At 43.3% G+C, this 14,337-nt stretch carries 16 protein-coding genes and 1 tRNA gene; 15 read left to right on the top strand and 2 right to left on the bottom strand.

Translation table 11 applies throughout. The features are described from left to right. The 15 genes from L0G63_RS07820 to L0G63_RS07750 all read left to right on the top strand — a co-directional run. A partial coding sequence (locus tag L0G63_RS07820) for a hypothetical protein (RefSeq protein WP_301450134.1) occupies window positions 1-546 on the top strand: 546 nt, incomplete at its 5' end. A gap of 147 nt (window positions 547-693) precedes the next feature. After that, window positions 694-770 (top strand) — tRNA-Pro (locus tag L0G63_RS07815). 163 nt (window positions 771-933) lie between these two features. Further along, entirely contained in the window at window positions 934-2,175 is a 1,242-nt protein-coding gene (locus L0G63_RS07810; protein WP_301450133.1) for an integrase arm-type DNA-binding domain-containing protein, read from the top strand. Window positions 2,176-2,297: 122 nt separating this feature from the next. Continuing rightward, a complete protein-coding gene (locus L0G63_RS07805) occupies window positions 2,298-3,128 on the top strand; it encodes a hypothetical protein (RefSeq protein ID WP_301450132.1) in 831 nt (276 codons plus the stop codon). Between the two features lie 176 nt (window positions 3,129-3,304). Beyond that, window positions 3,305-3,595 (top strand): AlpA family transcriptional regulator, encoded by a 291-nt coding sequence (locus tag L0G63_RS07800; RefSeq protein WP_301450131.1) that lies wholly within the window; start codon window positions 3,305-3,307, stop codon window positions 3,593-3,595. A 4-nt stretch (window positions 3,596-3,599) separates the two neighbouring features. Next, window positions 3,600-3,887, top strand: coding sequence for a helix-turn-helix domain-containing protein (locus L0G63_RS07795; RefSeq protein ID WP_301450130.1), 288 nt, complete (start codon window positions 3,600-3,602; stop codon window positions 3,885-3,887). Further along, the gene (locus tag L0G63_RS07790) at window positions 3,888-4,175 is read left to right on the top strand and encodes a hypothetical protein (RefSeq protein WP_301450129.1); all 288 of its coding nucleotides are present in this window, start codon (window positions 3,888-3,890) and stop codon (window positions 4,173-4,175) included. It abuts the gene before it with no gap. Further along, window positions 4,168-4,443, top strand: coding sequence for a hypothetical protein (locus tag L0G63_RS07785; RefSeq protein WP_301450128.1), 276 nt, complete (start codon window positions 4,168-4,170; stop codon window positions 4,441-4,443). The genes L0G63_RS07790 and L0G63_RS07785 overlap by 8 nt, the downstream gene beginning before the upstream one ends. Beyond that, the gene (locus L0G63_RS07780) at window positions 4,430-4,960 is read left to right on the top strand and encodes a hypothetical protein (RefSeq protein WP_301450127.1); all 531 of its coding nucleotides are present in this window, start codon (window positions 4,430-4,432) and stop codon (window positions 4,958-4,960) included. The genes L0G63_RS07785 and L0G63_RS07780 overlap by 14 nt, the downstream gene beginning before the upstream one ends. Then, window positions 4,953-5,543 carry a hypothetical protein gene (locus tag L0G63_RS07775; RefSeq protein ID WP_301450126.1) on the top strand — a complete coding sequence of 197 codons (591 nt, stop codon included), beginning with the start codon at window positions 4,953-4,955 and terminating at the stop codon, window positions 5,541-5,543. Before L0G63_RS07780 ends, L0G63_RS07775 begins: the two co-directional genes overlap by 8 nt. Before the next feature lie 296 nt (window positions 5,544-5,839). Continuing rightward, window positions 5,840-8,392 (top strand): DUF927 domain-containing protein, encoded by a 2,553-nt coding sequence (locus L0G63_RS07770; RefSeq protein ID WP_301450125.1) that lies wholly within the window; start codon window positions 5,840-5,842, stop codon window positions 8,390-8,392. Window positions 8,393-8,643: 251 nt separating this feature from the next. Continuing rightward, window positions 8,644-8,970: a type II toxin-antitoxin system RelE/ParE family toxin gene (locus tag L0G63_RS07765; RefSeq protein ID WP_301450124.1), complete on the top strand. Its 327-nt coding sequence runs from the start codon at window positions 8,644-8,646 to the stop codon at window positions 8,968-8,970. Next, a complete protein-coding gene (locus tag L0G63_RS07760; RefSeq protein WP_301450123.1) occupies window positions 8,963-9,262 on the top strand; it encodes an addiction module antidote protein in 300 nt (99 codons plus the stop codon). Before L0G63_RS07765 ends, L0G63_RS07760 begins: the two co-directional genes overlap by 8 nt. A 1,610-nt stretch (window positions 9,263-10,872) precedes the next feature. Then, the gene (locus tag L0G63_RS07755) at window positions 10,873-11,175 is read left to right on the top strand and encodes a hypothetical protein (RefSeq protein WP_301450122.1); all 303 of its coding nucleotides are present in this window, start codon (window positions 10,873-10,875) and stop codon (window positions 11,173-11,175) included. A gap of 102 nt (window positions 11,176-11,277) precedes the next feature. Next, on the top strand, window positions 11,278-12,237 hold the full coding sequence (locus L0G63_RS07750; RefSeq protein ID WP_301450121.1) for a DUF1853 family protein: 960 nt from the start codon (window positions 11,278-11,280) through the stop codon (window positions 12,235-12,237). A gap of 62 nt (window positions 12,238-12,299) precedes the next feature. On the opposite strand, the gene L0G63_RS07745 is transcribed toward L0G63_RS07750, so the two are convergent. After that, the gene (locus L0G63_RS07745; protein WP_301450120.1) at window positions 12,300-12,830 is read right to left on the bottom strand and encodes a DUF2726 domain-containing protein; all 531 of its coding nucleotides are present in this window, start codon (window positions 12,828-12,830) and stop codon (window positions 12,300-12,302) included. A 298-nt stretch (window positions 12,831-13,128) separates the two neighbouring features. Next, a complete protein-coding gene (locus L0G63_RS07740; RefSeq protein ID WP_301450119.1) occupies window positions 13,129-14,259 on the bottom strand; it encodes a LysM peptidoglycan-binding domain-containing protein in 1,131 nt (376 codons plus the stop codon). Between the last annotated feature and the right edge of the window lie 78 nt (window positions 14,260-14,337).

The raw sequence follows: 14,337 nt of genomic DNA, 5'->3' as shown, positions 1-14,337 counted from the left end.
CTGTCACCCTTCTTTTATTACTCCAGCATACTTTTTGATACACCACCTTATTTTTTTAGTGCTTGGGTGGCTTTAGTTGTTATTATTTTTTTGTTTTATAACTCTTTCTGGGAAATGATTGTTGATGTAGTCTATTTAAAAGGTTTTTTTAACCCTAGCATTTATACAACACTGTTTAGCCTGATAACGTTGATAGCTTTTTTAGTCAGTTGGTTCATATCTTTCATAGTGTCAAGAAATTCTATATTTCTAGCTCTATTAAACTCAATAGTATTTTTTATTTACTTTGGCATGCTTATCACACTGACAAATAACTATTTGCAATTTTTTGAACATCTAAGCATTCCCATACGTGAACAATTTCATAATTATTCTTATATGAGTATAATCATTTTGGGAGCTGCAATAACAGTATGGCTAGTTAGATACTGTCAATATATTCTTGCCGTTAGAATACCAATATGGGTTACTATCCTATTCGCTATGACTACTATTGTACTATTTGCTGGTTGGTGGATTTTTGTAGACCTAATTACTAGCATGTAATATGATAATATTTGATTCTTTAATAAAATATCATATGTGTAACTCTCTGACAAAAATTTAAGAGTCTTTAGTTAAGTCAGTTTGTACGCTACTATCTGTTAAAACCGCTTGCAATATATAAGATTTTGCGTAGAATAGTCAACCATTCGGGGCGTAGCGCAGTCTGGTAGCGCACTACACTGGGGGTGTAGTGGTCGCAGGTTCAAATCCTGCCGTTCCGACCAAACATAGATTTAGGGCAGACCGTCATAGACCGTCTGCCCTTTATTTTGGGCGTTTTTCAGGTTTTCACCACTTTGTAGGTGTATGGCGTTCCATATAGAATGTTGGTATTATTGTTGGTATCGAGCAATACCAACATGGACAATACCAACAAAGGATAGACCCATGCCCCTAACCCATACCAGTATCAATAAGCTACAGCCTAGCCCCACCTCTATTGATACAAAACGACCTGACAAACATAGTGACGGTAACGGGCTGCAATTATGGGTGCGTTATACGGGCGTTAAGTCATGGATCAGCGCCTACCGCTGGCAAGGTAAGCAGCAAACCCTCACTATTGGCACTTATCCAGTAATGAGCCTACAGAACGCACGCCAGCGCAATATTGAGATCAAAAGACTAATAGCTGATGGTGTGAACCCTAAAGACGATAAGAAAAAGACACAAGCGGACAATGATGGATCAAGGGCGTTCAATACTATAGCCCAGCGTTGGCACGATGACCGCAAAGCACATATAGCCCCTACCACCTATAGCCGTGATTATTCACAGTACCAGCGCGATATTAAGCCCATCATCGGTCACATGAACATAGAGGAAATAACCGCGCCTGATGTTTTAGCCATTGGTAAAGCTATCGAAGCGAGAGGTGCAGCTGATATGGCAAGACGTGCAATGCGTCAAACAGGGCAGATATTCAAACAAGCAATACGTGAGGGCTTAACCAATCTCAACCCAGCTACCGACCTAACCGAAGCACTAAAACCGCATAAGGTGAAGCACCACAGCCGTGTGACCAGCCAGCAACTACCTAAGTTACTTCAAGACATTAACGCCTATGATGGTGATCTACTGGTGAAGCTGGGCTTATGGTTTTTATGCTATACGTTTGTGCGTACTCAAGAATTGCGCTTCATGGAGTGGTCAGAGATAGACTACAAAGCTAAGGTATGGCGCATACCAGCCGACAAAATGAAAATGGATAGACCACACTTAGTACCACTAGCACCGCAAACAATGGCATTACTGGAGCAGATCAAGGCGCTAGGTTTTTCGGATCAATACGTTTTCTTTAATCCATCAACCCGTAAGCCATACAGTACCAATGCTTTTATCACTGCCCTATGGCGCATGGGTTATAAAGGACGTATGACAGGGCACGGCTTCCGTGGACTTGCCAGCACTACCCTGCACGAACAAGAATACATGCACGAAGCGATAGAACTACAGCTAGCACATGAGAAAGAGAACAAGATCAGCAAGGCATACAATGGAGCGCAGCACCTACCATACAGAACCAAGATGATGAATGAGTGGGCAAACTTCATTGATAATGCTTACGCTGGCAAGCTGGATAACGTGATCCGTGCAGACTTCAAACAACAGACACAAAAGCATGGCTAATATCATGCTGTAACGACTATGCAAGGCTAGGACTAATTACCCGAAAGACAGCTATTTACACACCCTTATGCTGTCACTGCCTTGCACCTACTTTGATTAAAGGGTGTAAGGGTGTGTTATAAATGATTAATATAGAGCTTATTAGAAACTCAAAGTTATATGAAGTTAATAAATATTTTGAGACTTTAGAGGGAACCGATCTAACAAAAAAAGACAGATTAATACTTCATGTCGCTATGATACAAAGAGGCGGAGGCATAATTCTTTCTAATTGTGCTGATGAAAACCAAAGTATTTTACTTTCTAAAGCAACACGTATTCAATTTGAATTGCACGCCGACTTGCAGCACGGAGACGATGCGGCTGTTTACTCTGAAATATTGATGGATAAATTTCATTATGCCAAGTGCGCCATAGCTGAATATTTCTTAGAGAACTATTCGAACTTAGATAGACATGAAATGATAGATAAGCTATTTGAAATTAATAGAAAGGAGCAGTTTTTCAAAGTATTGCATGAACAACCAAATAGATATTTACAGCCTGATTTATGTTACAGCATAATTTTAAGCTCATTAATTGCACAATTTTATGTAATGTTAGAAGACTTGGACAATGCAGTGTCTAGCATAATGAATGCCGCTTATTTTTATGGCGCTTCCATAGAAAGAAATACTCTACCATCTGATGAACGAATCAAACAGTTTATTCATGATGATATTAATAAAAGAACCCAAAAAGCTAATGAAGCTAGATGGCAAGGTCACGTGGAACAGCAAAGGCGAAAATATTTAGAGTTAGATAAACAGCGCCAAAGTGAGCTAGGTAAAGACCTAACTATTAAGTCTGTAGCAACATGGATTTATGAGCGTCATAATCAAGATGATTTAGAATATGAAACAATTAGAGATCACCTCAGCAAAGCCCGTAGAGGGATTTTTACTAACGATTAAATAATAGTGTCTGCAATGCAAACACTATTATTTACATCATAAGCAATACTATTTGCAGCGTAAGCAATGATGGTTACGCTGCACAACTATTCTACACTCTACTACCACCCTCTAACATAGACCATGTAAGCCGTAGAACACCTTTACGGCTCAATACACTACATGGAGCTATGAACATGACACACCCAACCCAAAACACGCCAGTTATTCCTTTTACTAGTGACACCTCGCACGATACCGAACCAACCACCGCAAACAGTCCAGCTATGCAACTGCCTACTACTGGCATGGGTAGAGCTAAGGACATTTTGCCGTTCCTACCTTTTAGCAAAACCACCTTGTTTGAATGGTCAAAAGATGGGCGTTTCCCAGCTGGCAGAAAGCTATCACCAACCATGACAGCATGGAGCTATGCCGAAGTGCACCACTGGCTTAACTCTCACAGCTCAACCACTAGCGAGGTATAGAGCCATGATGACTACAGCCACCAGCACCGCCCCAGTGACCAACGAGCCAGCACCTAAAACACAGATTGACACGGTTAGAGCACACCTGATGACAGGGGCAACGATCACCACATGGGACGCTTACCGCCTTTACCAAATCACTTGTTTGGCTCAACGCATACATGACCTAAGAACCGCAGGGCTAACCATTCAAAGCGAGATAGTCACGCACAACGATAAGCGTTTTTCGGTCTATTGGCTTGATGAGCAGACATTACTTGAGAGCGAACTATCTAACAGCGAGGTTAACTAAATGAATAATCACCCTAGCATATCAATCGACACCCCAGCCAGCCGCCTAGTGACTGTGGATAGCCTTTACTTACGTCTTATGAATGACCGCGTACAAGATATTTATATTAATACCGACCACCTAGCCACCGCGCTAGATGCTATCAATACAAAAGACGATGTTAGCCAAGGCGTGCTTGTGGCAGTCAAAGCAGCACTACTGAGCAATAGCGAGCTGGCAGGTATTGTTAGCGAGATGTTTTGTGAACACGCATTACCGTACCAAGCGGAGGCAATAGATCATGAGTGATAACACCTTTATAACTCAAGTCATGGACAGGTTAAAAGACAAGGGTGTGCTGATGATACCTGATGACTTTATCGACCAGTTAATCATTACTTTACACGCCAATGTGACCATCATTAACACCATGACCAAAATAGCCGAATTGCAAAATCAATTACAAGCTGGCTCGCTACCTAAAGTCGATAGGCAAGTAAATTCACTCAAAGAGCTATCGAAAAACATAGCAGAAATAGCCTTTAACGTGGAGGACGTAAGAAATGACCAACGATAACAAAACCAATCTAAAAGCCGACCACGGGCAGCACAGAGACAACCAGCCCCACAAACGTAGCTTACTACTTAGGTTTACTATCTTTATGGCATGGGTGGCAGGTATTGGCTTGCTACTGTCACTAATCGCGTGCCAACCAGTACAAGCAAAACCGATTGCAACCAATACCAACAATGGTTACTATATAGACCTCTCGAAAACTAAAAGCGGTAAGCCAGACCGTTATTCATTGGCTTTTTTTGTGCCTGTTATTGGTGTGGACTCTCAATCCCTATCAAAACATACAGACACAGCCCTAAGAGCGCATTTAAGCGCATCAAGGGGGCAAACCATCATATCTATAGCAAATCACTTGCTAACCGACTATGACGGGTTGACGCTGCAAAATAAAATAGCCGAAAGGCGAATATGCGGGGCGGTCACTTTTAGTACCGAGAGTAAGACCCGTCACCCTATACTTTTACCGTATAGCGTGGCACATACTCAAAAACTAAAAGGAGTTATCCATCATGGGTAAATCAATCAGCACCACCTCAAACACTCAAACCACTACCAACACCACACCAGCCACATTCAAGGCAGGTGACAGCGTGCTATGCCCGTCTGTGGGCAATGGCACTTATACCCTAGCCAAAAAGTCAAAAGACTGCCTAACTATCAATATTGGCAATGTTGAGTGCTTATATCGCGCTGATGGTAGGGCTTATCATGATGACTGCTACGTCTTACCCTCACTATTCCATGACACGCCAGCCAACCGCCAAGCAATAGCCACGCTATACAATGCCAACCAATCCAGCCAGCGCACAGTAATAGACATAACCGAACCGAACGACAATGAAGTTATTGTTATGTCATCTTTTGAGTTATCAGATATTGCTTGTGACCTTGAGAGCGCAGCCGTTGTTATAAGTGACATTGGCAAACTTTTAGCCCTTATTCACTACGAAAAAATAAAACCTGATGTTGCTATATCAATGGCACGCTTAACGCATGACACCACTGAAACGTGGCATGAGCTACTGCAAAGCCAGTTAGGTTCAATCAAGAAAACCCTAGCAATGACTCGTTATGGTAATGAGGGGGCAAATAATGAGTAATTTTACCCCCTCAAATCAAGTCTTAAATGCTAGCAATCAAACACGAATATTTATTCTATATGTCCCGTTACAACCAAATAAATACAGCTTTTTAGCACGATATTTTTACCCCTTGAAAGGTGTAATTTACAGGCTGGCAGGTAGTGCAAAACTTGCCACTATTTGCAGCATGTGGAGGGTTCAATTATGAAAACCTACCCACCAAAGCAGAGCCGTAAGCACGCCAAGCGCAAAAGCTACTACAAGAAGTACAGAGCCACGCGCCAGCCTAAACAGTCACACGCAAGGGGGAACAGATGACCACCACACCACAAACGATAGACAATAAAAAAGCCCATGCGGACAACATGGGCGCTCATACTCTCTTACAAGATTGCAAGCCACCTACAGAGGAACAGCTGGCAGGCGATCCGTTTTTAATCAAACTCAATGACATGCTAGAACCTGAACGGCTGCTATTCGTTACAGGTGACACCACTATATATTATGGTGAACAAATAGGCAAAACCGAACCAACAGCCAACAGCATAGGCTTAGCATTGACCGATAAACAAGGCGATATTGTAGGCGCGGTATTCTACACACCAAACAGCAAAGCAAAGCCTATTGTCATTGATCCTACAGGTTATGGCGCTATCATCATTGGTGAGCCAAACAAAGCCAATGAGATAATAGCGTTTAATGACCTTGATAGCGGTATTGAGGTTTACAGCTACCTAATGAGCAGTGATAAGACAATCATTGTTAGCCCTCACAAAACAAAGCAGTGCCTTAAAAAGATGGTGCAGCACTGGAGCAGCGGATCACAAGTAATTGTGCCTATGACGCTTGATGATAAAGGCTTAATTAACCTATTGACAGGTGTAAAGGCGCAAGCATTGGTTACTGTGGCTCATATCGTCACCATGATGCAGCATGACAGCTATGAAGCGATACTGGCAGACAGTGACACCCAGCTAGTTAATTTACAAGATACTGCCTACTATCCTGAGTGGCGCGATGATCCCCAGCTGAATGAGCCGATGATCTATAGTGATGGGCGTTTTGAGCTCTACCACGATGGATTATTTTTCGTGAAATATAACGATGATGATCCAGCAAACATTACTTTCAAATCTAAGGCGTTTGTTTGTTCACCGATAGAAGTTATCGCTAAGACAAGGGACACAAGCAGCGGTACATGGGGGCGGTTATTGCAATGGCGTGATGATGATGGTGTGCCCCATACGTGGTCAATGCCATTATCACTGCTACAAGGTGATGCAAGGGAATACCGCCGTGAGCTTGCCAGTCAAGGCTTGAACATTACCACCAACCCCAAACAGCGCAGCTACTTAGACACCTATATTCAAAACTACCCTATTCACAAACGGGCGTTATGCGTGGATAAGTTAGGCTGGCACGATAAGCAGTATATTTTAGCTAATGGCTCAATAGGGGGTGATGATAAACAAATCACCGTCTATCAGTCTGCAAACGCTATTAACAGCACACTAGCCCAGCAAGGGACATTAGCCCAATGGCGTAACGAATTATGCAAACCACTAGCAGAACAAAGCCGTTTTGTTTTCTCGATTGCTTGCGCTTTTGCAGGTCAATTATTAGAGCTGTTAGATGATGACGGGGGCGGTTTTCATATCTTAGGTTCATCAAGTATGGGTAAGTCGTTATCGCTTAAAACGGCTGCTAGCGTATGGGGTAAGCCTGACAGCTACACTAAGACATGGCGCAGCACAGACAACGCCTTAGAGGGCACAGCAAGCGAGTATAACGATAGTTTTTTACCCTTAGATGAAGTAAGCGAATGTGATCCTAAGATCATAGGCAAAAGTAGCTATATGCTGGCTAATGGTCAAGGTAAAGGGCGCAGTACCACTACAGGGCATAACCGCATAGCCAAAACATGGCGCATTATCTTTTTATCTAATGGTGAGGAGTCACTACAAAACCTTATGGCGCAAGCAGGTCAAAAGACTAATGCAGGTATTGAGGTTCGCATAGCTCATATAGATGCTGATGCTGGCAAAGGTTTAAAGACGTTTGATAGTTTGGTACTGGCAAAAACAGGCGCAGCGCAAGCCGATAAGATCAAAGAGCTATCCTATAGTTACTATGGATCAGCTGGCATAGCATGGCTTGAACATATCACCAATGATAAGGCAGCGACTACAGCCACTGCTAGGGCACTTGTAAGCGACTTTATGAGCCAATATAGCGACCTAGCACCGCAAGCGCATAGAGTGGCTAAACGGTTCGCTATTGTGGCTGCAGCTGGTGAAATGGCAACACAGGCAGGTATAACAGGCTGGCAAGCAGGACAAGCCACTACAGCCGTTAGGGTATGCTTAGATAATTGGCTTGATAACTACGGGCGTGATGGTGAGCATGAGCAGCGCCAAATCATAGAGCATATCAAGGCATTTATTGAACAGTTTGGATCAAGTCGTTTTCAGCCGTGCCATAGCAGCGCCTATCAAGACTTTGCCCCTAAAATCAATGACCGCGTAGGCTATCATAACTACGACACAGACGAATATTATTTTACTACTAGCATCTTTGATAAGGTCTGTTCACCATTTAATAAAAGCAAAGTGCTGCAAGTGTTAGATGACGCTAAGTTATTGAACGTAACTGAGCATGACCGTAAAACGTGCAAAGTATCGTTACCGTTCAAAAAAGATCGTACGCGCGTTTATGCTGTCAAAAGCGACATATTAAACTATGAAACTAATAAAAGCACTGGGACAGCTGGGACAAATGGGACAGACCATACACCACAAGGGCTAGAGCCTGTCCCAAGCACTGGGACACCACTGGGACAGCTGGGACAGAATACCGTTATTTGCTAATTTGTCCCAAGTGTCCCAAAGGCTAAAAACGGGCTGGGACAGCTACAAGCCAATAGTGACAAGGGTTGTCCCACTGTCCCAAGTGTCCCATGCAAAAAACTAGGTTACAGCAAAAATAATCAAAGGTAGGCGTTTATCGTCTGCCTTTTTTTATGGATCAACAATAAACAACACAGCAAGCACAGTCATAGCTTGTTATATATTATCCAAAAGTTTACAATAAATTATAAGTTTACTAATAATCTAACCCTATGATTAATATTGACCAAACAGAACAGTTTGAACGTTGGTTGCATAAGTTAAAAGACCCGTTAGGCAAAGTAGGCATATTGGCACGTATCAAGCGAGCGCAAGGCGGTAACTTTGGTGACCATAAACCACTAGCCAATACAAACGGTATCTATGAGATGCGAATATTCAAAGGCAATGGTTACCGTGTCTATTATGCCCAGCAAGGCGATACCCTCTATTTATTGTTAATAGGTGGCAGTAAAGACAGCCAAACAAACGATATTTCTAAGGCTTGCACCTTATGGCAGCGAGTTAAGGATCAAGAAAAGGAACACCCCAATGACTAATATTAAAACTAGCCGATTTGATGTAGCGGAATATCTGACAGATGAAACCCTTATCAATGCTTACCTGAACGAAATATTGACCGATGGCGCACCTAGTGAGTTTATCGAAGCACTAAACGATGTAGCAAAAGCAAAGGGCATGAACGAGCTGGCAGAAAAGACAGGCATAAGACGCGAAAGCCTTTACAAGACATTGCGATCAGAGAAGCCACGTTTTGACACCATGCTAAAGATTATTGACGGCATGGGCTTACAAGTTACCCTAACCCCTAAGGCAGAACTAGAGGCTTAACTGTTTATGATGATTGACACCAAAGGGCAGCCGTTTAACGTCTGCCTTTTTTTATGCCTGATGTTTATCGTGAGATCAGTTTGAGCACTGGCAGCATGTTAAGCTATGTTAAGGTTTAAAAACATAATTACTTTTACCACGTTTTACCGATCACCAGCCCCCAATGGGGTAACTGTTAGCGTGATACCTTGCTACCATTAGCCCACAGCTTATAGATGCCACCAAAACAGGATAGAGCCGTCAAAAATGAGATATGAGCATTTTTGCGCGTATTGAGCGTGGTTTAAGTTAACTATTCCGCTACGAACTGCCAAAAAGTGAATGGATCGCAAACGCTTACTAATCATGGGGTGAAAGGCGATTTTAGGGCTAAATTAGCAAGGGGCTGTAACGGGTTATAGATGCGCTCAGTTTTGAGCCTATCTCATGATAGCGTGTGACTTTTCGGACAACGTAGGCGATCACTGCCAAGCCCTTTTTATAGTGTAAAGAAACTAAGGTTTCCCATAGGTTTTCGGACACGTTAGGGGTAGTTTATGGAACAGTACGCGCGTGAGGATCACCCCAAGATCACCACAAGGTTAGAACCTCACAAAACCTCATATTAATATTGCCTATTGGCAGCACTCATTACCCAATAAAACCCAACATCGAAAAGTGAACAGCACCGCTTTGCCTGTTAACATTTGTTAACGTTGGCAGCCTATGCCGACTTAATAAAACTTAACATTGAGAACCTGAGAAAACCTGAACCCTGACATAGTAGAACCTGTCAAAACCAAATCACACACCGCGCAATGTTGGCTTGAACCTTGCCGTTATCTTGCCGTTACCTAGTTTTCGGAGTCCATAAAAGGGGCAATTTACGGACATCATAAGCAGGGTTAAAAATGAGTTTATGGAACAGTACGCACGCGCGCGAAGCAAGCACCAATGACGGGGTTTTTGCGCAATATAAAAAGGAGTTTTTGGAGTCCATAAAAAGAGTGACTTTTGCGAACAGTACGCGCACGCATAAGGGAGTTTTTGGAGTCCATAAAAAGGGGTAGTTTCTTAACAAGTACGAGGTAGATTGTTGGACACGTTAGAGTTATGGGCACAGTACGCGCACGGGTGCAGTTTATGCCAATGCTGGCTAGTTTTTGGACATCTTAGAGGGCAATCAAAATAATACTTTGAGTCCATAAAAAGGGGACTTTCTGGACAGGTATCGAGGGGGGTATAGTTTTGAGTGTTGAGCGTATCGACCAAACAGAGCGCCACCATTCACACGCGCAAAATAAAAACCGTTTCAAAAAGAAGTTAAAGGTAGTTTCAAGACAAGTAACGTGAGCGCATGACTTGCAGCGATAATTAGTAGGTTAAAGCCAAGTTAAAAAGTTAAAGTGACTTTATGCACAGGTATCGTAAAGCTATGCGAATTGATGCGAGCAAACGCACGAAATACGCACGCATTTAAGTGCCATTATTGAGCGCGTGCAGTGATTAGCAATTCAACCCCATGCAAACAAAAAGCAACCCCTAAACTTTTAATTACGCGGACGCATAAAAATTACTTAAGCAGCGGTCACTACTGACAAAGCTATGAACAATTACACCGCCCTACCGTGTTGAGAAATGTTGAAACGGCAAGCAGTGAAAATAATTACAAAATAATAGTGAGTGAAGCAGCAAACAGCCAAAAAAGGGCATTATTAAAAACGATTGTTGGTATTATTGTTGGTATCGTCAAAAATAAAAACAATAAAACCTATACAACACAGGGCATACAGCCTTTACTTTACTTCCTGCCGTTCCGACCAAACATAGCAGTAAAGAGAAAAGCCAATCATTGTTTTCAATGGTTGGCTTTTTTTGTGCTAAATTTTACTGATATCAGCATTCATATTCATCACATTAATATCATATTTTAACGCCAAGAGACTGAGCGCTACCTTAGCAGATACTCGTGTCCTATAGACTTTTATAGAGCGAGCCGTTAGGGTAAATGCCTCACCACAATGATGGTTTATCCTATGCCCGAGCCTATCAATAAACCCACACATAATCGCCTCATAGATGATGCACCTTGGGAAGCGTATAAGCGACCCTATGTGCGTGATTTGGCGTATGTACTGGCATGTCCCAATGTTTTGACGCAGTGGCTAGACTTTGCACCGCATGAGAACACCCATGCGGTTGCCGTGCATAGTGCGAGCTTTTGGCAGGCGCAGTTTGAGGCTTATGCGCCGCGATTAACAGAGCTAGACACCACTGCCGCCTATCAGAAGCTGACCCGCTATTTACTTAAACGCCCTAGTCCCAATCGATTGGGGTTTCACTTTGAGGGACTGCTATCGTTTTGGTTAGAGGATGGCTTTGCACGCAAGCTGCATCCGTACGAGACACTAGCTAATAATGTACAGCTGTACAATGGTAAGCAGACTGTCGGTGAGCTTGATTTGATTTTATACAACCATGAAGAGAGGCTGGTGGAACATTGGGAACTGGCCATCAAGTTCTTTATGGGCTCAGCGCCTTTTGCGCCTGAGAATTGGGTTGGGATTAACTCCAATGATAATCTACAGCGTAAGATGACGCACATGCAAACCAAGCAGTTTCGTAGTGTGTGGGTGGATACTGAAGATCATGGACGCATCAAAATCGATAAGCGTTACGGCATCATTAAGGGTCGATTCTTTTTACCTATCAATAGCACTGACTTTGAGTATCCCGCTTGGCTTGAGCCAAAATTCCCACTGCATGAGTGGTGCGATAAGAGTGATGAGACCAATCTTGCGACCATTGATATGGCGGCATTGAGAAAAGCACATTACATTGAGTGGTTTAATAGGCGCGACTTTTATGACCGCTATGGTCGGTGTCAGCCGCCCCTTACCTACCTTGACACGCCAAACCTCAGAACAGGATTGTACTTCGAAGGTGAGCGACTGATTGTCATTTATCCAAGGCAGTTAAGCCAAATAAAAGAATAGTCTGAGCTAGATAGCTTGAATAGCTATCTCATTTTAACAACCAAAGAAACTTAGTGAACCATTTAATAACTCTCAATCACCTGCATTAGCTCATATCTCAGCATATCGGCACTAGGCATACGCTCAGCGTGAAAACGAACGATAGCTATACCTGCACTCGCAAGCGCTTTGTCTTTTTTATCATCGGCTTTTTGCCGCGCTTTGCGGCTATGCGTCCAGTCATCAAGCTCGATCGCCAGCAGGGTAGTCTGCGCATCGACATCCACGATCACATAATCCACGCTCTGACGGCAAATACGATTGAACCAAAAACTACGCTCTGACGTCTCATCACTATTGGCTTCGATGATACGTGACAGCTGAACCTGTACAAAAATATGATACTCAGGTAGCGCATTTTTTAACTTATTAAAAAAAATCACTTCAGTATCGGTCATGATTGGCATCGGCGCAAAAGGCCAGATAGCGAGATCATCACCGCGTACAGGTTTTGGGTCTGGCTCTGCGACTGGACGTCTGGCCAATAGCTTTGGTAACGTAATCAGCCCTAAAAACCCAACGGCCAAGATTAAAAATATAGCGCCAAATGACATGGTTTTACCTTATACAATATAACAGTGACCGGCTAGCCCTCACAACTCTGAAGAGTCAATGATCGGCTGATCACCACAGGGCAACCTTTATAGGCTGACAGGTTATACAAAAATGAGTAATAAAAATGGTGCTCATCGTAACCAAGCTTGCGCCAATCGGCAAACGATAAAACAAAAAACACGACAGCGAATGTCGTGTTTTGATCATTAAATAATAATTCAAGTCAGTACTAAAGAAAATATCTCACTTATCTACTCATCAATCTCTGACGACAGTCGCTGAGTCTATAGTTATAGCTTAACGCCAGTAAAGCACCCAAGCACCGGTCGTATTGACGTTAGAATCACTATTGATCTTATCTTTTAGTGCCAATGCGGCGACCTTTCCACGTTCAGGACCAACAATGACGCGTACACCGCGACTGGTCGGACTGGTCTTCACTTGATATCCAGCCTCCTTGAATTTTTTCGCTAGTTGATCCGCTTTGGCCTGATTATCTGCGAGCGCTACTTGCACCCCAAAGCTGCCTTTCGCATCGGTTTCTTTGACTTCTTGACGAGCCTCACGAAGCTTTTGCTGAGCGTCTCGCTTAGCCTCAGCCGCTTTTTTGGCGGCGGCCGCTTCTCGCTCCAGACGTTGCACTTGACTGCGCGACGGTATGGTAATGTTTTGACCCAGCTGTAGTGAGGTCGATGGTGAAATGTTATTTGCTTGAGCCAACACTTCGACAGGCATGTTGTATTGTCTTGCAAGCTTAATCAGCCCATCACCTTTTTTGACTTGATACTCAGAGGGCGATTTTGGTGGTTCATTTTTAGCCGCTTCAGCTGCTTTCCGCTCTTTTTCAGCAGCAGCTTGAATCTCAGCCTGTTTTTTGGCCTCAGCTTGTTTCTTTTCTTCTGCTTGTTTCTTTGCCTCGGCTGCTTTTTTGGCTTCAGCCGCTTTTTTAGCAGCCGCTTGTCGTTGAGCTTCTTGCTGTTGCGAGGTTTCTGAGATTTGCGAGGCTTTTGGGGTTATAGGCGATGCCAACGCTGATTCTGCTGAAGCTGAAGTCTCTTTTTTATCTTCTGCGCGCGCCTCTTTAGCAGATGCAGTACTTGCCATGTATTGCTGACTTTCAGCGCGGGCTTTTGCCAATGCTTCTGCCTCAGCAACTTCTTGTTCTGTCAAAAATTCTTGTGCACGCCTCTCTTGCTCTGCAACACGAGCAGCACGTTCTTTTTGCTTTTGTGCAAGAATACGTTTTTCGGTCTCAATATCAGTCGTCAGGGGCTGTGAGGATTCTTGCTCAGTGATCGGTTTTTCTATCATGGCTGATACAGGCTCTGGCTGATTACTCTCGCCAATCTGCTGCACCATAGCGTATAACATCACGCTGCCACCTATAATCATCCCAATGCCCAATAAGGCTTGTCTCGAAAAGTTCATCCGTTTACGTCTCTTAGTTGGTGATAAGGTTGATTGAGCGGCGCTGCGATGATTACAAAACAATATAGACCATTGCTC

Source organism: Psychrobacter sp. (assembly GCF_030454045.1).
In the GTDB taxonomy this organism is placed as follows: Bacteria; Pseudomonadota; Gammaproteobacteria; order Pseudomonadales; family Moraxellaceae; genus Psychrobacter.
The sequence above is the reverse complement of the archived record's forward strand: the minus strand, read 5'-3'. Positions and strand labels throughout refer to the sequence as shown.